This is a genomic window from Pseudomonas sp. OF001 (assembly GCF_904426495.1).
GTDB lineage: Bacteria > Pseudomonadota > Gammaproteobacteria > Pseudomonadales > Pseudomonadaceae > Geopseudomonas.
Genome location: NZ_CAJGBM010000065.1, coordinates 36060 through 58544 on the forward strand (window position 1 = coordinate 36060; position 22485 = coordinate 58544).

18 protein-coding genes are annotated in these 22485 nt (G+C 70.3%); 13 read left to right on the top strand and 5 right to left on the bottom strand.

The genetic code is table 11. The annotated features are described in order from the left end of the window. The first annotated feature begins 54 nt into the window (after positions 1-54). On the top strand, positions 55-735 hold the full coding sequence (locus tag RA210_RS21205) for a Fe2+-dependent dioxygenase (RefSeq protein ID WP_201487922.1): 681 nt from the start codon (positions 55-57) through the stop codon (positions 733-735). A gap of 168 nt (positions 736-903) precedes the next feature. After that, entirely contained in the window at positions 904-3285 is a 2382-nt protein-coding gene (locus tag RA210_RS21210; RefSeq protein WP_201487923.1) for a PepSY domain-containing protein, read from the top strand. A gap of 93 nt (positions 3286-3378) precedes the next feature. Here the strand turns inward: RA210_RS21210 and xseA are convergent, their stop codons facing one another. After that, positions 3379-4758: an exodeoxyribonuclease VII large subunit gene (xseA, locus tag RA210_RS21215; protein WP_201487924.1), complete on the bottom strand. Its 1380-nt coding sequence runs from the start codon at positions 4756-4758 to the stop codon at positions 3379-3381. Positions 4759-4801: 43 nt separating this feature from the next. Beyond that, positions 4802-5716, bottom strand: a complete 915-nt coding sequence (locus tag RA210_RS21220) for a LysR family transcriptional regulator (RefSeq protein WP_201487925.1) — start codon at positions 5714-5716, stop codon at positions 4802-4804. Positions 5717-5804: 88 nt separating this feature from the next. On the opposite strand from RA210_RS21220, the gene RA210_RS21225 reads away from it, so the two are divergent. From RA210_RS21225 to RA210_RS21255, 7 genes are all read left to right on the top strand, one after another. Beyond that, positions 5805-6272, top strand: coding sequence for a multidrug/biocide efflux PACE transporter (locus RA210_RS21225; protein ID WP_136489173.1), 468 nt, complete (start codon positions 5805-5807; stop codon positions 6270-6272). 54 nt (positions 6273-6326) lie between these two features. After that, positions 6327-6875, top strand: coding sequence for a sugar ABC transporter ATPase (locus RA210_RS21230; RefSeq protein WP_136489174.1), 549 nt, complete (start codon positions 6327-6329; stop codon positions 6873-6875). Positions 6876-6965: 90 nt separating this feature from the next. Continuing rightward, on the top strand, positions 6966-7547 hold the full coding sequence (locus RA210_RS21235; protein ID WP_136489175.1) for a DJ-1/PfpI family protein: 582 nt from the start codon (positions 6966-6968) through the stop codon (positions 7545-7547). A 58-nt stretch (positions 7548-7605) separates the two neighbouring features. Further along, positions 7606-7929: a ribbon-helix-helix domain-containing protein gene (locus RA210_RS21240; RefSeq protein ID WP_201487926.1), complete on the top strand. Its 324-nt coding sequence runs from the start codon at positions 7606-7608 to the stop codon at positions 7927-7929. 63 nt (positions 7930-7992) lie between these two features. Further along, the gene (gene guaB, locus RA210_RS21245) at positions 7993-9462 is read left to right on the top strand and encodes an IMP dehydrogenase (protein WP_136489181.1); all 1470 of its coding nucleotides are present in this window, start codon (positions 7993-7995) and stop codon (positions 9460-9462) included. A 79-nt stretch (positions 9463-9541) separates the two neighbouring features. Further along, on the top strand, positions 9542-11122 hold the full coding sequence (gene guaA / locus RA210_RS21250) for a glutamine-hydrolyzing GMP synthase (protein WP_201487927.1): 1581 nt from the start codon (positions 9542-9544) through the stop codon (positions 11120-11122). A gap of 103 nt (positions 11123-11225) precedes the next feature. Continuing rightward, positions 11226-12497: a DUF445 domain-containing protein gene (locus RA210_RS21255; RefSeq protein WP_201487928.1), complete on the top strand. Its 1272-nt coding sequence runs from the start codon at positions 11226-11228 to the stop codon at positions 12495-12497. Positions 12498-12503: 6 nt separating this feature from the next. On the opposite strand, the gene RA210_RS21260 is transcribed toward RA210_RS21255, so the two are convergent. Further along, the gene (locus tag RA210_RS21260; protein ID WP_201487929.1) at positions 12504-13403 is read right to left on the bottom strand and encodes a c-type cytochrome domain-containing protein; all 900 of its coding nucleotides are present in this window, start codon (positions 13401-13403) and stop codon (positions 12504-12506) included. A 183-nt stretch (positions 13404-13586) separates the two neighbouring features. Between RA210_RS21260 and RA210_RS21265 the strand changes: the two genes are divergently transcribed. Both RA210_RS21265 and tadA read left to right on the top strand, forming a co-directional pair. After that, complete coding sequence (locus RA210_RS21265) at positions 13587-14960, top strand: multicopper oxidase family protein (RefSeq protein ID WP_136489762.1); 1374 nt, start codon at positions 13587-13589, stop codon at positions 14958-14960. Between the two features lie 208 nt (positions 14961-15168). Continuing rightward, positions 15169-15651, top strand: coding sequence for a tRNA adenosine(34) deaminase TadA (tadA, locus tag RA210_RS21270; protein ID WP_136489763.1), 483 nt, complete (start codon positions 15169-15171; stop codon positions 15649-15651). An 8-nt stretch (positions 15652-15659) separates the two neighbouring features. On the opposite strand, the gene mltF is transcribed toward tadA, so the two are convergent. Then, on the bottom strand, positions 15660-17117 hold the full coding sequence (gene mltF, locus RA210_RS21275; protein WP_136489764.1) for a membrane-bound lytic murein transglycosylase MltF: 1458 nt from the start codon (positions 17115-17117) through the stop codon (positions 15660-15662). 147 nt (positions 17118-17264) lie between these two features. Between mltF and purL the strand changes: the two genes are divergently transcribed. Both purL and RA210_RS21285 read left to right on the top strand, forming a co-directional pair. After that, positions 17265-21161, top strand: coding sequence for a phosphoribosylformylglycinamidine synthase (gene purL / locus RA210_RS21280; protein WP_201487930.1), 3897 nt, complete (start codon positions 17265-17267; stop codon positions 21159-21161). Between the two features lie 239 nt (positions 21162-21400). Further along, positions 21401-21718, top strand: a complete 318-nt coding sequence (locus tag RA210_RS21285; protein ID WP_136489766.1) for a Nif3-like dinuclear metal center hexameric protein — start codon at positions 21401-21403, stop codon at positions 21716-21718. Between the two features lie 65 nt (positions 21719-21783). Here RA210_RS21285 and RA210_RS21290 read toward each other — a convergent pair whose 3' ends face one another. Further along, positions 21784-22290 carry a L,D-transpeptidase family protein gene (locus RA210_RS21290; protein ID WP_136489767.1) on the bottom strand — a complete coding sequence of 169 codons (507 nt, stop codon included), beginning with the start codon at positions 22288-22290 and terminating at the stop codon, positions 21784-21786. Positions 22291-22485 lie beyond the last annotated feature (195 nt).

The following is a 22485-nucleotide window of genomic DNA, read 5'->3' on the forward strand; positions in this document are numbered from 1 at the left end:
CCGTCCAGGCAAGCCCCGCTCCGCGGGGCTTCGCCGCATCAGGAGAGCGACGCCATGATGCTGCACATTCCCGGGGTGCTCAGCCCCGAACAGGTTCTCGACTGCCGGCGCCTGCTGCAGCAGGCGCCGTGGGTGGATGGCAAGACCACCGCCGGATTCCAGTCGGCGATGGCCAAGAACAACCTGCAGCTGCCGGAGGACTGCGCCGAAGCGCGGCAGATCGGTGCGCTGATCCTGCAGGCGCTGGAGCGCAACCCGCTGTTCATTGCTGCGGCGTTGCCGGACAAGGTGTATCCGCCGCTGTTCAACTGCTACCAGGGCGGTCAGGACTTCGGCCTGCATGTGGACAACGCGGTGCGCCTGGACCGCTCGACTGGCGGGCGGGTGCGCACCGACCTGTCGGCCACCCTGTTCTTCACCGGCCCCGACGAGTACGACGGCGGCGAGCTGGTGGTGGAGGACACCTACGGCGCGCACAGCGTCAGGCTGCCGGCCGGCGATCTGCTCCTCTATCCCTCCACCAGCCTGCACCGGGTCACCCCGGTCACCCGCGGCGCGCGGGTCTGCTCGTTCTTCTGGATCCAGAGCATGGTGCGCGACGACGGCCAGCGCAGCCTGCTGTTCGACCTGGACACCGGCATCCAGCGCATCAACCAGGAGCTGGGGGCCGATCACGCGGCCAGCGTGCAGCTCACCGGCGTGTACCACAACCTGCTGCGCCGCTGGGCGCTGTGACGGCCGGTGCCGCGGGCGGGTAAAGGTTGGGTAAAGCCGATTTGTTGCAAATTATTCTCGAATAAAATCGTTTCGCACCGCTGCATCCGCCGGCGGTGCGCTGCGGCTTCCTGCCGCCTCCGAGTTCAACTTCGCCGCAGCCGCGGCATAGCGATCAGGTGATCCCAGGTGGTCAAGAAAATCCTCTTCCAGCTGCACTGGCTGCTGGGCATCAGCGCTGGCCTGGTGCTGGCGCTGATGGGCGTGACCGGCGCCAGCCTGTCCTACCAGGACGAGCTGCTGCGCCTCCTCAACCCCGGCGTGATGAGCGTCGAGCCGGCCGTCGGCGCACGGCCGCTGAGCCCGGACGAGCTGGTGGTCCGCGTCGGCGAGCAACTGCCCGGGCGCGCGGTGCTCGGCCTGACCTTCTCCGCCGACGCCCTGGACGCGACCAAGGTCAACGTCAGCGGCGGCGGGCCGCGCGGCGAGACGCTGTACGCCGATCCCTACAGCGGCGAGGTGCTCGGCGCGGCGCGCGGCGCCGGTTTCTTCCAGTTCATGATGCAGCTGCACCGCTGGCTGGCCATGGGCGACGCCGGCAAGCCGGTCACCGGCGCGGCCACCCTGGCGCTGGTGTTCCTCTGCCTGTCCGGCCTGTACCTGCGCTGGCCGCGCCGGCCCGGCAGCTGGCGCGCCTGGCTGACCCTCGACTGGCGGCGCACAGGGCGCGGCTTCCTCTGGGACCTGCACGCGGTGGCCGGCACCTGGGTGCTGCTGGCCTACCTGCTGGCCTCGCTGACCGGCCTGTACTGGTCCTACGAGTGGTACCGCAACGGCGTGCACGCGCTGGCCGGCGAGCCGGCCCCGCAGCACGGCGGGCCGGGCAAGCGCCGCGGCCCGCCGCAGGGCCAGGCGCAGGCCGAGGCGCCGCGTGCGCCGGTGAGCATCGACGCCCAGTGGGATGCCTTCCGCCACACAGTGCAGGACGACTACCGGCTGGCCAACCTGCGCCTGCCCGAGCGCGCCGGCCAGCCGCTGCAGGTGATGTACCTGCCGGAGGCCGCCGGGCACAACCGCGCCTTCAACCGTATCAGCCTCGATGCCGGCGGCAAGGTGCTGCAGCACGAGCGCTACACCGACAAGAGCGGCGTGCAGCAGCTACTGGCCAGCGTCTATCCGCTGCACACCGGCGACTACTTCGGCCAGCCCGGGCGCATCCTCATGCTGCTGGCCAGCCTGGCCATGCCGCTGTTCTTCGTCACCGGCTGGCAGCTCTACCTCGGCCGTCGTCGTCAGCGTCACGCCGCCCGCGCCGGGCGCCAGGCGCTGGAGGCCGCGCGTGGCGATGGCCAGCCCTGGCTGATCGGTTTCGCCAGCCAGAACGGCTTCGCCGAACAGCTGGCCTGGCAGACCGCCGGCCAGCTGCAGGCGGCCGGCGCTACCGTCCAGGTGCGCCCGCTGGCCCAGCTCGACGCGCAGGCCCTGCGCGGCGCCGGGCGGGCGCTGTTCGTGGTCAGCACCTTCGGCGACGGCGAGGCGCCGGACAGTGCCCGCGGCTTCGTGCGCCGGGTGCTGGGCGGCGAGTTCGACCTCGGCCACCTCGAATACGCCCTGCTCGGTCTCGGCGACCGCCAGTACCAGCGCTTCTGCGGCTTCGCCCGCCAGCTGCACGACTGGCTGCAGGGCCAGGGCGCACGCAGCCTGTTCGCCCCGGTGGAAGTGGACAACGGCGACCACTCGGCGCTGCAGCGCTGGCGCGCCCTGCTCGGCGAGCTGACCGGCAGTGCGCCGCCGAGCGAGGCCGAGCCGGCCGCCCGTGACGGCTTCGCCGAATGGACGCTGCGCGAGAAGCAGTGGCTCAACCCCGGCAGCAGTGCCGCGCCGGTCTGGCGCCTGGCGTTCGAGGTGCCGGCCGGGCAGCGCTGGCAGGCCGGCGACCTGGTGGAGATCCTGCCGCCGCAGGCCGGCGCGCGGCCGCGCAGCTATTCGATCGCCTCGCTGGCCGACGACGGGTCGCTGGAGCTGATCGTCCGCCTGCACCTGCACGCCGATGGTACGCCGGGGCTGTGCTCCGGCTGGCTGTGCGTGCAGCTGGTAGAGGGCGCCACGGTGCCGCTGCGGCTGCGCCGCAACACCGGCTTCCACCTGCCCGAGGACGACCGTCCGCTGCTGCTGATCGGCAACGGCACCGGCCTGGCCAGCCTGCGCGCCCTGCTGCGTGAGCGCGCCTGGCGCGGGCAGCCGCGCAACTGGCTGCTGTTCGGCGAGCGTACGGCGGCGCACGACTTCCTGTGCCGCGACGAGCTGCTGGCCTGGCAGGCCGAGGGCCATCTGCAGCGCCTCGACCTGGCGTTCTCCCGCGACCAGGCGGACAAGGTCTACGTGCAGGACCGCCTGCGCGCGGCGGCCGCCGAGCTGCGCGCCTGGCTGGCCGACGGCGCGGCCATCTATGTCTGCGGCAGCCTCGAGGGCATGGGCGAGGGGGTCGATGCGGTGCTGCGCGAGCTGCTCGGCGCGGCGGCGCTGGCCGAGCTGCAGGAGAGCGGGCGCTACCGGCGCGACCTGTACTGAGGTGATGAATGGCGGGGCTGCCCCGGGCCTGGCGGCTGAGTGACGTAGGGTGCGCCGTGCGCACCATGCGGTTTGTGGGGCGCGCAGCGCACCCTACAACGGCAGTTCCAGCGTGCCAGACATCGCCGGGCTGTCCTCGACGCGCAGCGCCAGCTCACCCTCGTGCAGCCGGGCGGTCAGGCGCTGGCCGGGAACGGTGCCGGCGGCGCGGCGCACGGCGCGGCCACGCTCGTCGAGGAGGATGCTGTAGCCGCGGCCGAGGGTGGCCAGCGGGTTGACCACCTGCAGGGTCTGGGCGATGCCCCCGAGCTTCTGGCGGCGCTCGCGCAGGCCGGCGTGCATGGCGCGCGGCAGGCGCTGGGCGAGGTGGTCGAGGCGCTGGCGCAGCAGTTCGAGCAGGCGCTCGGGATGCTGGGCGGCCAGGCGGGTGTCCAGGCGCGCCAGACGCTCATGGGCGGTGCGCAGGCGCTGGTCCAGCGCCCGGCGCAGGCGCAGCTCCAGGTCGTCGAGGCGCTGGGCCTGCTGGCGCAGCCGTTCGCCGGGATGGCGCAGGCGCCGGCGCAGGCCGTCGAGCTGCAGCTGGCGGGCGGCCAGCAGGTGCTGCATGCGCAGGGTCAGGCGGCGCTGCAGGCCGTCGAGGCGGCGCTGCAGGTCGCTGGAGTCGGGGGCGAGCAGTTCGGCGGCGGCCGAGGGCGTCGGTGCGCGCACGTCGGCGACGAAGTCGGCGATGGTCACGTCGGTCTCGTGGCCGACCGCGCTGACGATCGGTGTCGCACAGGCGGCGATGGCGCGCGCCACCGCTTCCTCGTTGAAGCACCACAGATCCTCCAGCGAGCCGCCACCGCGGGCCAGGATCAGCGCGTCGAAGCCCTGGTGGTCGGCCAGCGCCAGCGCGCGGACGATCTGCGCGCTGGCATCGACGCCCTGCACCGCGGTGGGCACCAGGGTCAGCTCCACCTGCGGCGCGCGGCGGCGGAACACGCTGATGATGTCGCGGATCACCGCCCCTGACGGCGAGCTGACGATGCCGACGCGCTGCGGATGGGCGGGCAGGGCGCGCTTGCCCGCGGCGGCGAACAGCCCCTCGGCGGCCAGCTTGTCCTTGAGCGCCTCGAAGGCCAGGCGCAGCGCGCCGTCGCCGGCCGGCTCCACCGCGTCGAGGATCATCTGGTAGTCGCCGCGGCCCTCGAACAGCGAGACCTTGCCGCGCACCTTCACCGCCAGGCCGTCGCGCAGCGCCTGGCGCACCCGCGCGGCGCTGGAGCGGAACAGCGCGCAGCGCACCTGGGCGCCGGCGTCCTTGAGGGTGAAGTAGACGTGCCCGGAGGAGGGCCGCGCCAGGTTGGAGATCTCGCCCTCGACCCACACCTGCGGGAACACGTCCTCGAGCAGGTGGCGGGCGCGCTGGTTGAGCTGGCTGACGGTCAGGACCTCGCGATCGAGGCCGAGCCGCTGGAAGGGATCGGTGAGCATGGCCGGCATGATAAGCCGAGCGTGCGGCGGGAGCGACAGGGATTCAGTCGTCGGCGAGCAGACGGTCGAGCAGCCAGGCGGCGACCGGGCCGAGTTCGCGCCGGCGCGACCACACCGCGTCCACCGCCACGCGCCTGGGCCAGCCGTCGAGCGCCAGCTCATGCAGGCGGCCTCTGCCGTAGTCGGCGACCAGCTGGCGCGGCAGCGCCGCCCAGCCGCAGCCGAGCCCGGCCATTTCCAGCAGCAGCAGGTAGTCCGGCGCCGACCAGCAGCGAGCGCCGCTATGCACGCCGCTACGCACGTCGCTGCGCACGCCGCTGCCCGGCAGGTCGTCGGCCGGCGTCTCGCTGGCGGTCACGCTGCTCAGACGCAGCGCGCGCCACTGCGCCAGGTCTTCGGGACCGACCCGCGCCAGGGCGGCCAGCGGATGGTCGACGGCGACGAACAGGCCGAATTCGGCGCTGACCGCCACCCCGGCGTGGGCGATGTCCGGCGGGTAGGCGGGCTGCGCGGCGAGCAGGCCGAGCTGGGCGCGGCCCTGACCGATCAGGTCGAGCACGTCGGCGTGCTCGGCGATCAGGCACTCGAACTCCAGGTCGGGGAAGCGCCGGTCGAGCTCCAGCAGGCGCGCCTCGTACTGGCGGGGCTGGTAGGCGTCGGACAGGACCAGGGTCAGGCGCGCTTCCTGGCCCTGCGCCAGGCGGGCGGCGTGCAGTGCCAGGCGGTCGCCGGCAGCCAGCACGGCTTCGGCGTGGGCAAGCAGGCTGGCGCCGGCTTCGGTCAGTTCGAGGCGGCGCGGACCGCGGCGGAACAGCTCGACGCCGAGGTCGAGCTCCAGGCGCGCCACCGCTTCGCTGACGGTCGACTGGCTCTTGCCCAGCCGCCGCGCGGCGGCGCTGAGCGAGCCGCAGGCGGCCGCCTGGGCGAAGGCCTGGAGTGATTCGGCAGACAGGTTCATATCGGTTTCACCGATGGCAGCTGGTTTGTTCGTGGCTGGATGACCGATGAGAATAGCGCCCGCTGCTTTCGATCGCGAGGTCCCTGCCATGAGCCTGAACGCCAACCCCCTGCAACGCTCGCTGGGCGAACGCATCGGCCATGCGCTGGCCTTCGAGCTGATCGCCCTGCTGATCTGCGCACCGGCGCTGGCCTGGCTGCTGGGCAAGCCGCTGCTGCAGCTGGGGCTGCTGACCCTGATGTTCTCGACCGTCGCCATGCTCTGGAACATGCTGTTCAACTGGCTGTTCGACCGCGCCCAGCAGCGCCTGGGCTTCCGCCGCGACCTGCGGGTGCGGCTGTGCCACGCGCTGCTGTTCGAGACGGGGCTGATCGTCGTGCTGGTGCCGCTGGCGGCCTGGTGGCTGTCGATCGGCCTGCTCGAGGCGCTGCTGCTCGACATCGGCCTGATCCTGTTCTTCCTGCCCTACACCGTGGCCTTCAACTGGGGCTGGGATGTGCTGCGCGAGCGCTGGCTGGCGCGCCGGGCTGCGGCGCCGGCCGTCCAGCGGACTTGATTTGTCCGCGCCAGCGCCTAAGCTGCGCGGCTTTCTTCTTGCCGGCCAGCCGCCATGACCGCACAGCTCATCCTCGTCCCGCAGATTTCCAGCGTCCCCGCCCACGAGGCCAAGGCGCGCCAGCTGCTCAACTGGCTGGTCAGGCGCGAGATAGTCGCGGCGCTGCCGACCACCTGCGGGCAGGGCGGCAACGGCATGGCCTACGCCATCGCCCCCGGCGCGCGGCGGGTGGCCCTGCATCCCGAGCGCTTGCCGTTCGGCCAGCCGCACAACGGCCTGGAGATCGTCACCCGGCGCTGCATCTACACGCCGACCCGCGATTTTCGCGAGGAAGCCGGCTGCCCGCAGTGCCGCCAGGAGATCGGCGAGCCGCTGTTCGACAGCCTGGAGGCCTGGTGGCCGGGGGAGACCGACAACTTCACCTGCCCGGAATGCGGCTTCGAGGACGACATCAACGGCTTCCTGTTCCTGCAGCCGTGCGGCTTCTCCGACCTGGGCTTCATCTTCAACGGCTGGGCGGAGGCGGGGTTGCGTCAGGACTTCCTCGACGCTTTCGCCGAGCGGCTGGGCTTTGCCGTGCGCGTGGTGCAGGTCGATCCCTGAGGCGCGCCCTGTAGTAGGCGGCTGTTACCCACTCGCCGCGCCATGGTCGATACTGCTGGCTCCTTCACCACCCGGAACAGGGAGAGAACCATGGCTGCGAAGAAGATCCTCATGCTGGTCGGCGATTACGTCGAGGACTACGAAGTGATGGTGCCGTTCCAGGCGCTGTCGATGGTCGGCCACACCGTGCACGCGGTGTGTCCGGGCAAGGCCGCCGGGCAGAGCGTGCGCACCGCGATCCACGACTTCGAGGGCGACCAGACCTACAGCGAGAAGCCGGGGCACAACTTCGCCCTCAACGCCGACTTCGCCGCGGTGCGCGCCGAGGACTACGACGCGCTGGTGGTGCCGGGCGGCCGCGCGCCGGAGTACCTGCGCCTGAACGCCGAGGTGATCGAACTGGTGCAGGCCATCGCCAAGGCCGGCAAGCCGATCGCCGCGATCTGCCACGGCGCCCAGCTGCTGGCTGCCGCCGGCGTGCTCAAGGATCGCGCGTGCAGCGCCTACCCGGCCTGCGCCCCGGAGGTCGCCCTAGCCGGCGGGCGCTACGTGGAAATCCCGGTCGACCAGGCGCACAGCGACGGCAACCTGGTCACCGCCCCGGCCTGGCCGGCGCATCCGGCCTGGCTGGCGGCGTTCCTCAAGGTGCTGGGTACCCGCATCGAGCTTTGATCCATGCACCAGAGCGGTAGGGGGCGCGCGGCGCACCCTACGGTTCGAGGAGACACTCATGTGCGAGCTGTACGTCAAGGCCGACCCGATCCTCTACGAGTCGCGCTCGCGCTCCCTGCGCATCCGCGGCGTGGTCACCACCCTGCGCCTGGAGAATCAGTTCTGGGACATCCTGCGCGAGATCGCCGAGGTCGACGGCATGACCACCAACCAGCTGATCGCCAAGCTGTACGAGGAGGTCATGGACTACCGCGGTGAGGTGGTCAACTTCGCTTCCTTCCTGCGCGTCAGCTGCACCCGCTACCTGGCCCAGCGCCGCGAGCGGGGCACGGAACTGAGCCTGGTCGCTGGCCGTGCACGCGCAGGCGACCAGCCGCGTTGAGCCCGAGCCCCGTGCCGGGTATAATGCCGCGCTTCCATTTTTTCCCGTCCGGGAGCCCCCGCCATGCTGCGTATCAGCCAAGAAGCCCTGACCTTCGACGACGTTCTCCTGATCCCCGGTTATTCCGAGGTTCTGCCCAAGGATGTTTCCCTCAAGACCCGCCTGACCCGTGGCATCGAGCTGAACATCCCGCTGGTTTCCGCGGCCATGGACACCGTCACCGAATCGCGCCTGGCCATCGCCATGGCGCAGGAAGGCGGCATCGGCATCATCCACAAGAACATGACCATCGAGCAGCAGGCTGCCGAGGTGCGCAAGGTCAAGCGTCACGAGACCGCCATCGTGCGCGATCCGGTGACCGTGACCCCGGACACCAAGATCATCGACCTGCTGGCCCGCGTGCGCGAGTACGGCTTCTCCGGCTTCCCGGTGGTGGCCAACAACGAGCTGGTCGGCATCGTCACCGGCCGCGACCTGCGCGTGAAGCCGAACGCCGGCGACACCGTGGCGGCGATCATGACGCCCAAGGAGCGCCTGATCACCGTCGAGGAAGGCACCGGTCTCGAGGAGATCAAGGCCAAGCTGTACGAGCACCGCATCGAGAAGATGCTGGTGGTCGACAAGCAGTTCCACCTGCGCGGGCTGGTCACCTTCCGTGACATCGAGAAGGCCAAGAGCTACCCGCTGGCGTCCAAGGACGAGCAGGGCCGCCTGCGCGTCGGCGCCGCCGTCGGCACCGGTGCCGACACCGGCGAGCGCATCGCTGCGCTGGCCGCCGCGGGCGTCGACGTGGTGGTGGTCGACACCGCCCACGGCCACTCCAAGGGCGTGATCGACCGCGTGCGCTGGGTCAAGCAGAACTTCCCCGAAGTGCAGGTGATCGGCGGCAACATCGCCACCGCCGAGGCCGCCCTGGCGCTGGTCGAGGCTGGCGCCGACGCCGTCAAGGTCGGCATCGGCCCGGGCTCGATCTGCACCACCCGCATCGTCGCCGGCGTCGGCGTGCCGCAGATCAGCGCCATCGCCAACGTCTCCGCCGCCCTGGCCGCGGTCGGCGTGCCGATGATCGCCGACGGCGGCATCCGCTTCTCCGGCGACCTGTCCAAGGCCATCGTCGCCGGCGCCAACGCGGTGATGATGGGCTCGATGTTCGCCGGCACCGAAGAGGCGCCGGGCGAGGTCGAGCTGTTCCAGGGCCGCTCCTACAAGTCCTACCGCGGCATGGGCTCGCTGGGCGCCATGGCCCAGGCCCAGGGTTCCTCGGACCGCTACTTCCAGGACTCCGCCGCCGGCGCCGAGAAGCTGGTGCCGGAAGGCATCGAAGGCCGCGTGCCGTACAAGGGTGCCCTGGCCGCCATCGTCCACCAGCTGATGGGCGGCCTGCGCGCCTCCATGGGTTACACCGGCTGCGCCACCATCGAGGAGATGCGCACCCGCCCGCAGTTCGTGCGCATCACCGGCGCCGGCATGGCCGAGTCGCACGTGCACGACGTGCAGATCACCAAGGAAGCTCCCAACTACCGCGTTGGTTGATTGCTGAGCTTTTGAACTGGCGACACGGGGCTGCTTTTCAGCCCCGTGTCGTTTGTGCATTCCGCTACGAGAGATGGCCATGGCCCACCACGACATTCACGCTCACCGGATCCTGATCCTCGACTTCGGTTCCCAGTACACCCAGCTGATCGCCCGCCGCGTGCGCGAGATCGGCGTGTACTGCGAGATCCATCCGTTCGACATGGACGACGAGGCGATCCGCGCCTTCGACCCGCGCGGCATCATCCTCGCCGGCGGTCCGGAGTCGGTGCACGAGGAGAACAGCCCGCGCGCGCCGCAGGCGGTGTTCGACCTGGGCGTGCCGCTGTTCGGCATCTGCTACGGCATGCAGACCATGTCCGAGCAGCTCGGCGGCAAGGTGCAGGGCTCCGACCTGCGCGAGTTCGGCTACGCCCGCGTCGACCTGGTCGGCAAGAGCCGTCTGCTCGACGGCATCGAGGACCACATGGACGACGACGGCCTGCTCAGCCTCGACGTGTGGATGAGCCACGGCGACAAGGTCACCACGCTGCCGGAAGGCTTCCACATCGTCGCCAGCACCCCGAGCTGCCCGATCGCCGCCATCGCCGACGACAACCGCTGCTACTACGGCGTGCAGTTCCATCCGGAAGTGACCCACACCAAGCAGGGCGGCCGCATCCTGTCGCGCTTCATCCTGGAGATCTGCGGCTGCGAGGCGCTGTGGACCCCGGCCAACATCGTCGAGGACGCCATCGCCACCGTGCGCAAGCAGGTCGGTGACCGCAAGGTGCTGCTCGGCCTGTCCGGCGGCGTCGATTCCTCGGTGGTCGCCGCGCTGCTGCACCGCGCCATCGGCGAGCAACTGACCTGCGTGTTCGTCGACAACGGCCTGCTGCGCCTGCACGAGGGCGACCAGGTGATGGCCATGTTCGCCGAGAACATGGGCGTCAAGGTGATCCGCGCCAACGCCGAGGAGCTGTTCCTCGGCCGCCTGGCCGGGGTCAGCGACCCGGAGCAGAAGCGCAAGATCATCGGCCGCAGCTTCATCGAGGTGTTCGACCAGGAGGCCAAGAAGCTCGAAGGCATCGACTTCCTCGCCCAGGGCACCATCTACCCGGACGTGATCGAGTCGGCCGGCGCCAAGACCGGCAAGGCCCACGTGATCAAGTCGCACCACAACGTCGGCGGCCTGCCGGAGGACATGCAGTTCCAGCTGGTCGAGCCGCTGCGCGAGCTGTTCAAGGACGAGGTGCGCAAGATCGGCCTCGAACTCGGCCTGCCCTACGACATGGTCTACCGCCACCCGTTCCCGGGCCCGGGCCTGGGCGTGCGCATCCTCGGCGAGGTGAAGAAGGAGTACGCCGACCTGCTGCGTCGCGCCGACCACATCTTCATCGAGGAGCTGCGCAACTTCGACTGGTACCACAAGACCAGCCAGGCCTTCGTGGTGTTCCAGCCGGTCAAGTCGGTCGGCGTGGTCGGCGACGGCCGCCGCTACGCCTGGGTCGTGGCCCTGCGTGCGGTGGAAACCATCGACTTCATGACCGCACGCTGGGCGCACCTGCCCTACGAGCTGCTGGAGAAGGTCTCCAACCGCATCATCAACGAGATCGAAGGCATCTCGCGCGTCACCTACGACGTGTCGAGCAAGCCGCCGGCGACCATCGAGTGGGAATGATCCGGTCGCTCCGGTGATCTGACAGGCAAAAGGGCAGCGTGAGCTGCCCTTTTGCTTTTCCGCCTCGCTATGCTGCAGCCAATACGTCGCAAGGAATCGCCCGATGTCGCTGTGGAGCTCCCCCCTGGCCCGCATGAAGGCCATCGCCCTCGGCCTGCTGCTGCTGGCGGCGGCGCTGTACGCGCTGGCCACCGCCCTGCTGCCGGGGCATCCCGGCTGGGGTTACCTGCAGGCCTTCGCCGAGGCGGCGATGGTCGGCGCGATCGCCGACTGGTTCGCGGTCACCGCGCTGTTCCGTCACCCGCTGGGCCTGCCGATCCCGCACACGGCGATCATCCCGCGCAAGCAGGCGCGCCTCGGGCGCAACCTGGCCGACTTCATCTGCACCCACTTCCTCGCCACCCCGCAGGTGATGGCCAAGCTGGAGGCCTTCGATGCCGCCGGGCGGCTGGCTGGCTGGCTGCGCCAGCCGAGCAACGCCGAGGCGCTGGCCCGCCAGCTGGTCGGCGTGGCGCGCTACGGCCTCAATGCCCTGCGCGACGAGCGGGTGATCCAGTTCGTCCAGCGCAGCGCCACCCGCCGCCTGCGCGAACTGGACCTGGCCCGTCTCGGCGGCCAGTTGCTCGACCTGCTGACCCACGAGCGCCGCCACCAGGCGATGCTCGACGAGCTGCTGGCCCAGCTCGACCTGCTGCTGCAGGACGAGGCGGTGCAGCGGCGCATCGCCGCCGGGCTGTCCGGCGAGTTCAGCGCGCTGCGCTTTCGCCTGTTCGGCAAGGACATCCCGCTCGACGAGAAGGCCGGCCAGTGGTCGGCGGACAAGGTGGTGCGCCGGGTTTCCGAGCTGATCGGCGAGATCAGCCGTGACCCGCAGCACGAGCTGCGCGGCCACTTCGATGGCTGCGTGGCGCGTTTCGTCGTCCGCCTCAAGGAGGATCCGGCGTTTCGCCTCAAGGGCGAGCAGATCCGCGAGCAGTTGCTCGCCCACCCGGCGCTGGCCGGCTACCTGCGCCAGCTGTGGGACGATCTGGTCGACTGGCTGCAGGCCGACCTGGGCGACGCCGATTCGACCATCCGCCGCCGTCTGGAGAGCCTGTGCCTGCGCCTGGGCGAGGCGCTGGCGACGGATGCGGCGATGCGCCGCTGGATCAACGACCAACTGCTCGAGGTGGCGCCGGCGCTGGTCGAGCGGCATCGCGAGGACATCCGCCGCTACATCGCCGAGCGGGTCGAGCGCTGGGACAGCGCCGAGCTGGTCGAGCAGCTGGAGCGCAACGTCGGCCGCGATCTGCAGTTCATCCGCATCAACGGCACCCTGGTCGGCGGCCTGGTCGGCCTCGGCCTGCATGCGCTGACCCGCCTGCTGGCGGGCTGAAGGCGCTCAGCGTCGGCGCAGGCGTTCCACCTCGACGTCCTGGCCCGACCAGCGGCCGCGCACCTGCACGTAGTCGCCGGGGCGCGGGCTCTTGTCGATCCGCGTGCCGGTGCCGACCCGCAGCGGCAGGCCGTCCAGCGTCCAGCCGGCGCCGAGGGTGCCGTGCAGGCGCAGGCGGGCGCCGGCCGGCGTGGCGGCTGGGCGGCCCTCGGCGTCGCGCGCGCCCTGTTCGATCCAGGCGGCGATCAGCGCGATCTCCGCCTCGTCCAGCCAGGGCGGGCCGTCGTAGGGCATGCGCGGTCGCGCCTGGCCGCGGATGCGGCGCAGCAGCTCGCTGGCCTCGGGCGCGCCGGGGATCACCCGTGCGCGCTCGCCGCTGGCCAGGGCCTCGGCGTGGGAGGTCAGGCGCAGGCCTTCCGGCGGCGGGCCCATCAGGCCCTGGGTGGCGTGGCACTTGCTGCAGCGGCGGGCGAGGATCGGCGCGACCTGGGTCCAGGTGACCGGGCCGTCGACAGTCTGGGCGGGCGGAGCGGGGGCTGCGGCGGCGGGTTCGGCGCCGGCCGGCAGGCCGTCGGCGATCCAGCGCTCGAACAGGGACATCTCGGCCGCGGACAGCCAGGGCGGGCCGGTCATCGGCATGCGCGGCTGGCGTGCGCCGCTCAGGCGCAGCAGCAGCTCGCTGTCCTGCGGCTTGCCGGCGAGCGCCACCGGGCCGCGCTGGCTGCCGGCGCGCAGTCCCTCCAGGCTGTCCAGGCGCAGCCCCAGCGGTGCGCTGGCTCCGGAGTGGCAGAGCACGCAGCGCGCCTGCAGGATCGGCGCGATCTCGGTGTAGGTGACGGCTTGCTGGGCCAGGGCGGCGGCCGGTCCGAGCAGGAGCGGCAGCAGCAGGCGCTGGACGATGGACATGGCGACTCCACAATTCCCTGCGTGGGCGTGTCCTGCAAGCCTAGCCCAGCGCGGCCTGTGCCGATGTGTCGCGGATGGGCTCGCCGGCGCAGCATGGATAATGAGAAACTCTGTCATCCGTGTCCTGCTCGCGGCACTTCGCCGGGGCAGGGCTGATTCCGTTTTCGCCCGCGAGGTGTCCCGATGTCCTTCACCCGCCGACAAGTCCTCGCCGGCCTGGCCGGTCTCGGCGCCCTCGGCCTGGCCGGCGGCGGCGCCCGCTACTGGCTGGGCCGCCCGGCCGACCCCTCCGGCCACGACTACGAGCTGATCGCCGCGCCGCTGGACGTCGAGCTGGTGCCCGGCCACAGGACCGGTGCCTGGGCCTACGGCGGGCAGGCGCCGGGCCTGGAGCTGCGCGCCCGCCAGGGCGAGCGCCTGCGGGTGCGCTTCGTCAACCGCCTGCCCGAGCCGAGCACCATCCACTGGCACGGCATCCGCCTGCCGCTGGAGATGGACGGCGTACCCTACCTGTCGCAGCTGCCGGTGCTGCCCGGCGAGTACTTCGACTACGACTTCGTGGTGCCGGACGCCGGCAGCTTCTGGTACCACCCGCACACCGCCAGCGGCGAGCAACTCGGCCGCGGCCTGGTCGGCCCGCTGATCGTCGAGGAGCGCGAGCCGAGCGGCTTCCGCCACGAGCGCACGCTGAGCCTGAAGAGCTGGCACGTGGACGGACAGGGCGCCTTCACCGATTTCAGCCTGCCGCGCGAGGCGGCCCGCGGCGGCACGCCGGGGCGGCTGTCGACGGTCAACGGCGCGCATGCGCCGACCCTCGACCTGCCGGCCGGGCAGATCGTGCGCCTGCGCATCCTCAATCTCGACAACACCCTGACCTACCGGCTCAACCTGCCGGGCGCCGAGGCACGCATCTACGCCCTCGACGGCAACCCGGTGGCGCCGCGGCCGCTGGGCAGGGAGTACTGGCTGGGGCCGGGCATGCGCATCGAGCTGGCCCTGCGCGTGCCGGCGGTCGGTGCCGAACTGGCCCTGCGCAACGGCCCGCTGCGCCTGGCGACGCTGAAGGGCGTGGCCAGCAGCGAGCCGGCCGGCGACTGGCCGCCGGCGCTGCCGGCCAACCCGGTCGCCGAGCCGGATCTGGCGGCGGCCGAGACCCTGCGCTTCAACTTCGAGTGGACCGGCGCGGTGTCGGCCAACCTGGAGCAGGGCGCGGCGCACAGCTTCTGGCAGGTCAACGGCCAGGCCTGGGACATCGGCGACAAGAGCTGCGTCGAGCGGCCGATCGCCACCCTCAAGCAGGGGCGCAGCTACATCCTCGAGCTGCGCAACCTCAGCCAGTATCAGCACCCGATCCACCTGCACGGCATGAGCTTCAAGGTGCTGTCCTCCAACCGCCGGCGCATCGAGGCGCCCTGGTTCACCGACACCTACCTGCTGGGCAAGCAGGAGACGGCGCGGGTCGCGCTGGTGGCCGACAATCCGGGTACCTGGATGTTCCACTGCCACGTGATCGACCACATGGAGACCGGGCTGATGGCGGCGATCGCGGTGGCCTGAGCGGGGAAGGCGGGGTAGGGCGTAGGGTGGTGCAACTCGCGCAGCGATTGCCCACCAGTCATGCAGCGCCGCGGCCTGCGCTCATCGGTAGAAAATCGCTGCGCGAGTTTTCTACCCTACGGTCCGGGTGGCCTTCGGGGCTGTGCGGGCTTGACTCGGCGCCGGCTTTTCCCAAACTGGCGGGCTTTCCTCCAGCTGCAGCCTTCCCATGAAAAGACCCGTGATCATCGACCGCAGCCAGGACGAGCGCTTCATGCGCGAGGCGCTGGCGCTCGCCGCCGAAGGCGCGGTGCGCGGCGAGGTGCCGGTGGGCGCGGTGCTGGTGGTCGCTGGCGAGGTGGTCGGCCGCGGCTTCAACTGCCCGATCTCCACCCACGATCCCAGCGCCCACGCCGAGATGGTGGCGATCCGCGATGCGGCGCGCAACCTCGAGAACTACCGCCTGGTCGGCAGCACCCTGTACGTGACTCTCGAGCCGTGCAGCATGTGCGCCGGGCTGATCATCCATTCGCGCGTGGCCCGTGTGGTCTACGGCGCCACCGAGCCCAAGGCCGGAGTGGTGGAGAGTCGCGGGCGTTTCTTCGAACAGGCCTTCCTCAATCACCGCCTGCTGGTCGAGGGCGGCGTGCTGGCCGCCGAGTGCGGCGCCATCCTCAGCGAGTTCTTCCGCCTGCGCCGGCAGAAGGGGTAGGCGACGGCCTACAGCTGCGGCTCGACCTTGGGCGGGGTCTTGTCGACGCCGGGGCGGTGCAGGCCGCGGTCGGCCACCTGGCTGCCTTCCAGCTGCGGCTGGGTGACCCAGGTGAGGATGTCGTAGTAGCGGCGGATGTTGTTGACGAAGTGCACCGGCTCGCCGCCGCGGGCGTAGCCGTAGCGGGTCTTGCGGTACCACTGCTTCTGCGAAAGGCGCGGCAGCATCTTCTTCACGTGCAGCCACTTGTTGGGGTTCAGGCCCTCGGCCTGGGCCAGCTTGCGCGCGTCCTCCAGGTGGCCGCCGCCGACGTTGTAGGCGGCCAGGGCGAACCAGCTGCGGTCCGGCTCCTTGATGCTGTCCGGCAGCGCGGCGTGCACCTCGGTGAAGTAGCGCGCGCCGCCCTGGATGCTCTGCCGGGCGTCGAGGCGGTTGGCCACGCCCATCGCCGTGGCGGTGCGCTGGGTCAGCATCATCAGGCCGCGCACGCCGGTCTTGGACACCGCGTCGGGCTGCCACATCGACTCCTGGTAGCCGATCGCGGCGAGCAGGCGCCAGTCGATCTTGTACTGCTCGGCGGCCTTGCGGAAATGCTGCTCGTAGCGCGGCAGGCGCTGCTGCAGGTGCTTGCCGAAGGTGACGGTGCCGACGTAGCCGAGCACCTCGATGTGCCCGTAGTAGCGTTCGTTGAGCTGCTGCAGGGTCTTGTCCTGCTGCGCTTTGGCGAGGAAGGCGTTGATCTCCTTGAGCAGGCTGTCGTCCTTGCCCGGCGGCACCGCCCAGGCCAGGTGCCGGTCGCTGTCGAGATCGAAGGCCACGCGCACGTTGGGGTAGCCGAACTGGCTCATCGCCAGTTCGTTGGAGCCGACCAGGGTCAGGTCGATCTGCCCCTCGTCGACCATGCCCAGCAGGTCGGCGATCTCGACCTCGTCGGACTCGCTGTAGTTCAGCCCGGGCAGGCGCTGCTTGAGTTCGGCCAGGCGCTCGGCCTGGATGCTGCCCTTGATCACGGTGATGCGCTTGCCGACCAGCTGCTCGGGCTTGGTCGGCCGCGGCTGGCCGTTGCGGTAGACCACCTGCAGGGTGACATCCAGGTAGCCCCGGCTGAAGCGCGCCTGCGACTGGCGCGCGGCGGATTCGACCAGGCCGGCGGCGGCCAGGTCGGGGCCGTCCGGCGCATTGAGGCGCGCGAACAGCTCGTCGATGGTGTTGGCGGTCTCGAGCTCCAGCCTGACGCCCAGGCGCTTGGCGAACTGCTCGGCCAGCTCGTACTCGAAGCCGGTTTCGCCGTTGCGGTCCTGGTAGTAGGTGGTCGGGCTGTTGCGGGTGATCACGCGCAACACGCCGTCCTCCCGGACCCGCTCGAGGGCGGTGGGCGGTTCGCCACACGCGCTGAGCAGCAGGATCAGTACGGTCGTCAGCAGCCAGGCGCTGTGACGCAGGCGAAGGGCATTGAGACTGAACATGGATGGAGTATACGCAAAGCGTGGCGGGGTCCATACCTCGACGGTCGGATGGTGGGGCGGGCGGCGACGGCTGCGGGTGCCCGGCTGGGCGCTTTGCGCTAGAATGCCCAGTCTTTCGCACTCCTTGCCCAAGAGGCTGTTCCGACAATGCTGATCCTGCGCGGCACCCCCGCCCTTTCTGCCTTCCGTCACGGCAAACTGCTCGAGCAACTGACCCAGAAAGTGCCGGCGGTCGCCGGCCTGTACGCCGAGTTCGCCCATTTCGCCGAAGTGTCCAGCGCACTGGACGGCAACGAGGAACAGGTACTGGCGCGCCTGCTGCAGTACGGCCCGAGCGTCCCGGTGCAGGAGCCCAGCGGCCGCCTGTTCCTGGTGGTGCCGCGTTTCGGCACCATCTCGCCGTGGTCGAGCAAGGCCACCGACATCGCCCACAACTGCGGCCTGGGCAAGATCCAGCGCCTGGAGCGCGGCATCGCCTACTACGTGGCCGGCGAGCTGAGCGAGGCCGACGCCGCGGCCGTCGCCAGCGCGCTGCACGACCGCATGACCCAGCTGGTGCTGGGCCGCCTGGAGGAGGCCGAGGCGCTGTTCAGCCACGCCCAGCCCAAGCCGCTGACCGTGGTCGACGTGCTCGGCGGCGGTCGCGCCGCCCTCGAGGCCGCCAACGTCCAGCTGGGCCTGGCCCTGGCCGAGGACGAGATCGACTACCTAGTGAAGAGCTTCAATGATCTGGGGCGCAACCCCCACGACATCGAGCTGATGATGTTCGCCCAGGCCAACTCCGAGCACTGCCGCCACAAGATCTTCAACGCCAGCTGGGACATCGACGGCGAGAGCCAGGAGAAGTCGCTGTTCGGCATGATCAAGAACACCTACGAGATGCACCGCGAAGGCGTGCTGTCCGCCTACAAGGACAACGCCTCGGTGATCGAGGGCTTCACCGCCGGGCGCTTCTTCCCGCAGCCGGGCAGCCACGAGTACGCCGCCCATCAGGAGCCGGTGCACATCCTGATGAAGGTGGAGACCCACAACCACCCGACCGCCATTGCCCCGTTCCCCGGCGCCTCCACCGGCTCCGGCGGCGAGATCCGCGACGAGGGCGCCACCGGTCGCGGTTCCAAGCCCAAGGCCGGCCTGGTCGGCTTCACCGTCTCCAACCTGCAGATCCCCGGCTTCGAGCAGCCCTGGGAGAAGCCCTACGGCAAGCCCGAGCGCATCGTCAGCGCGCTGGACATCATGATCGAGGGCCCGCTGGGCGGCGCCGCGTTCAACAACGAGTTCGGCCGTCCCAACCTGACCGGCTATTTCCGCACCTTCGAGCAGAGCATCGACACCCCGCGCGGTGAAGAGGTGCGCGGCTACCACAAGCCGATCATGCTGGCCGGCGGCCTCGGCAACATCCGCGAGGAGCACGTGCAGAAGGGCGAGATCTCGGTCGGTGGCAAGCTGATCGTGCTCGGCGGCCCGGCCATGCTGATCGGCCTGGGCGGCGGCGCCGCTTCGTCGATGGCCACCGGCGCCAGCTCGGCCGACCTCGACTTCGCCTCGGTGCAGCGCGAGAACCCGGAAATGGAGCGCCGCTGCCAGGAGGTCATCGACCGCTGCTGGCAGATGGGCGACAACAACCCGATCAAGTTCATCCACGACGTCGGCGCCGGCGGCTTGTCCAACGCCCTGCCGGAGCTGATCAACGACGCCGGCCGCGGCGGCCGCTTCGAGCTGCGCAACGTGCCCAACGACGAGCCGGGCATGAGCCCGCTGGAAATCTGGTGCAACGAGTCGCAGGAACGCTACGTGCTGTCGGTCGACGCCGCCGACCTGGAAACCTTCAAGGCCATCTGCGAGCGCGAGCGCTGCCCGTTCGCGGTGGTCGGCGAGGCCACCGAGGAGCGCCAGCTGACCGTCCACGACGAGCATTTCGGCAACAACCCGGTGGACATGCCGCTGGAAGTGCTGCTCGGCAAGCCGCCGCGCATGCACCGCTCGGTGAGCCGCGAGGCCGAGCTGGGCGACGACTTCTCCACCGCCGGCCTCGAGCTGGATGATGCGGTCGAGCGCGTGCTGCGCCACCCGGCCGTCGCCTCCAAGAGCTTCCTGATCACCATCGGCGACCGCTCGATCACTGGCCTGGTGGCCCGCGACCAGTTCGTCGGCCCGTGGCAGGTGCCGGTGGCCGACTGCGCCGTCACCGCCACCGCCTTCGACGTCTACACCGGCGAAGCCATGGCCATGGGCGAGCGCACCCCGCTGGCCCTGCTCGACGCTCCGGCCTCGGGCCGCATGGCGATCGGCGAGACCCTCACCAATCTGGCCGCCGCGCGCATCGGCAAGATCTCCGACGTCAAGCTGTCGGCCAACTGGATGGCCGCCGCCGGCCACCCGGGCGAGGACGCCCGCCTGTACGACACCGTCAAGGCGGTGGGCATGGAGCTGTGCCCGGCGCTGGGCATCACCATCCCGGTGGGTAAGGACTCCATGTCCATGAAGACCCGCTGGCAGGACGCGGGTGAGGACAAGAGCGTCACCGCGCCGATGTCGCTGATCGTTTCCGGCTTCGCTCCGGTGCAGGACATCCGCCTGACCCTGACCCCGCAGCTGCGCCTGGACAAGGGCGAGACCGAGCTGCTGCTGGTCGACCTCGGCCGCGGCCAGAACCGCCTCGGTGGCTCGATCATCGCCCAGGTGTACAGCCGGATCGGTCGCCAGGCGCCGGACGTCGACAGCGCCGCCGACCTCAAGGCGTTCTTCGACACCGTGCAGGCGCTGAACGCCGACGGCAAGCTGCTGGCCTATCACGACCGCTCCGACGGCGGCCTGCTGGCCACCGTCACCGAGATGGCCTTCGCCGGCCACTGCGGCCTCGACCTGCAGCTCGACGCCATCGCCGCCAGCCGCGAGGCGCTGGGCGCCGCGCTGTTCAGCGAGGAGCTGGGCGCGGTGGTCCAGGTGCGTGCCGCCGATTCCGCCGAGGTACTCGCCCGCTTCGCCGCCGCCGGTCTGGCCGACTGCGTACAGGTCATCGGCCGTCCGGTCGCCGGTGGCGACATCCGCCTGAACCTGGGCGGCGAGATCGTCTACCACGCCGAGCGGCGCATCCTGCAGCGCATCTGGAGCGAGACCAGCTACCGCATCCAGCGCCTGCGCGACAACGCCCAGTGCGCCGAGCAGGAATACGACCTGCTGCTCGACGAGAGCAACCCGGGCCTGTCGGCCAAGCTCAGCTTCGACGTCAACGACAACGTCGCCGCGCCCTACATCAACACCGGCGTGCGTCCGCGCATGGCGATCCTGCGCGAGCAGGGGGTCAACGGCCAGACCGAGATGGCGGCCGCCTTCCACCGCGCCGGGTTCGCCGTGGTCGACGTGCACATGAGCGACATCATCGCCGGCCGCGTCAGCCTGGAGGACTTCAAGGGCCTGGTGGCCTGCGGCGGCTTCTCCTACGGCGACGTGCTCGGCGCCGGTGGCGGCTGGGCCAAGTCGGTGCTGTTCAACGCCCGCGCCCGCGACAACTTCAGCGCCTTCTTCGCGCGCAAGGACAGCTTCGCCCTCGGCGTGTGCAACGGCTGCCAGATGCTTTCCAACCTGGTCGAGCTGATCCCCGGCAGCGAGCACTGGCCGCGTTTCGTGCGCAACCGCTCCGAGCAGTTCGAGGCGCGCGTCGCCATGGTCCAGGTGCAGGAGTCGCCGTCGATCTTCCTGCGCGGCATGGCCGGCTCGCGCCTGCCGATCGCCATCGCCCACGGCGAGGGCCACGCCGAGTTCGCCAGCGAGGAAGCCCTGCTGCAGACCGACCTGTCCGGCTTCGTGGCGCTGCGCTACGTCGACAACCACGGCAAGGTCACCGAGAGCTACCCGGCCAACCCCAACGGTTCGCCGCGCGGCATCACCGGCCTGACCTCTCGCGACGGTCGCGTCACCATCATGATGCCGCACCCGGAGCGGGTGTTCCGCGCCGTGCAGAACTCCTGGCGCCCGGACGAGTGGCAGGAGGACGCCGGCTGGATGCGCATGTTCCGCAACGCGCGGGTCTGGGTCGACTGATCCGGCTGCGCCCCTGTGCCTGCCTTGGCAGGCGCAGGGGAGGTGGAGTTCATCGGGGCGCCTTCGGAGGGCGCCCTTTTTCTGCGTGGAGCGTGCTCCCGTTCACGGATTTGCTGTGGACGGGCCGTTAATTTCGCCGAGATGTCAGGGACGAAGTGCACGGCCGTCATGGGGTCGTGGCACGATCGGTGGCCAAGGGCCACTACCGCCGTAACCCTCTTCGCCCCGGAGTCCTCTGGATGTACAAACTCTGCTTCTTCGTTCCCGAATCCCACCTCGATGCGGTCAAGGCCGCGATCTTCGCCACCGGCGCCGGACGTATCGGCAGCTACGACAGCTGCTGCTGGCAGACCCTCGGTCAGGGGCAGTTCCATCCGCTGCCGGGCAGCCAGCCCTACGAGGGAGCCCAGGGCGAGTTGGCCAGGGTGGCGGAATGGAAGGTGGAAATGGTGGTGGCGGACGAGCTGATCCATGCCGCGGTCAAGGCTCTCAAGCAGAGCCATCCCTACGAGACGCCGGCCTTCGACGTCTGGCGGCTGTCGGACATGGTGTTCTGATCCGCCGGCAGGCATGAAAAAGGCGCCGCATCCCTCGATGCCGGCGCCTTTTTCGTTTCCGCGGGTCAGGGGCGGATTTCGATCAGCGTGCCGTCCTTGACCAGGCTCCACACCTCGCGCATGTCGCGGTTGCGCAGGGCGATGCAGCCTTCGGTCCAGTCGAGGGTGTGGAAGTACCACTCGGGGTACTCCTCGTCCAGTGGCGTGCCGTGGATCATGATCATGTCGCCCGGCGGCAGGCCCTTCTGCTCGGCGTGCTGGCGATCCTGTGCGTTGGGGTAGGAGATGTGCATGGACAGGTTGTACTTGTCGCTGGGCTTGCGCCAGTCGATCCAGTAGAAGCCTTCGGGGGTGCGCTTGTCGCCCTGGTAGCGCTTGGGGCCATCCGGGCGCTTGCCCAGCGAGACGCGATAGCTCTTGAGGATCTCGCCGCGGCTGAGCAGGTGCAGCTTGCGCTCGGACTTGACCACCAGCACCTTGTCGACCTTGGTGTTGGAGTCCAGGCCCGGGGTGCTCATCGCCAGGGCCAGGGAGGCGAAGAGGAAACTGCAGAGTACGATCAACCAGCGCATGAAAGGCATTCCAGTGCAAACCAGGGTGGCCGTCAGCCCGGCGGCCGGTTGTTCATGCAGCGCGCCACGGGGGCTGATTGGTCGCGCTGTACCACGGGGAGGCCGGACTGCTGCCGGCTGTGGCGATGGGTGAATTTTAGGCCAGTGGCGGGGGTGGGGGAAGGGTGCGCAGCGGCGGCTGGTCGGCGCCGGCGG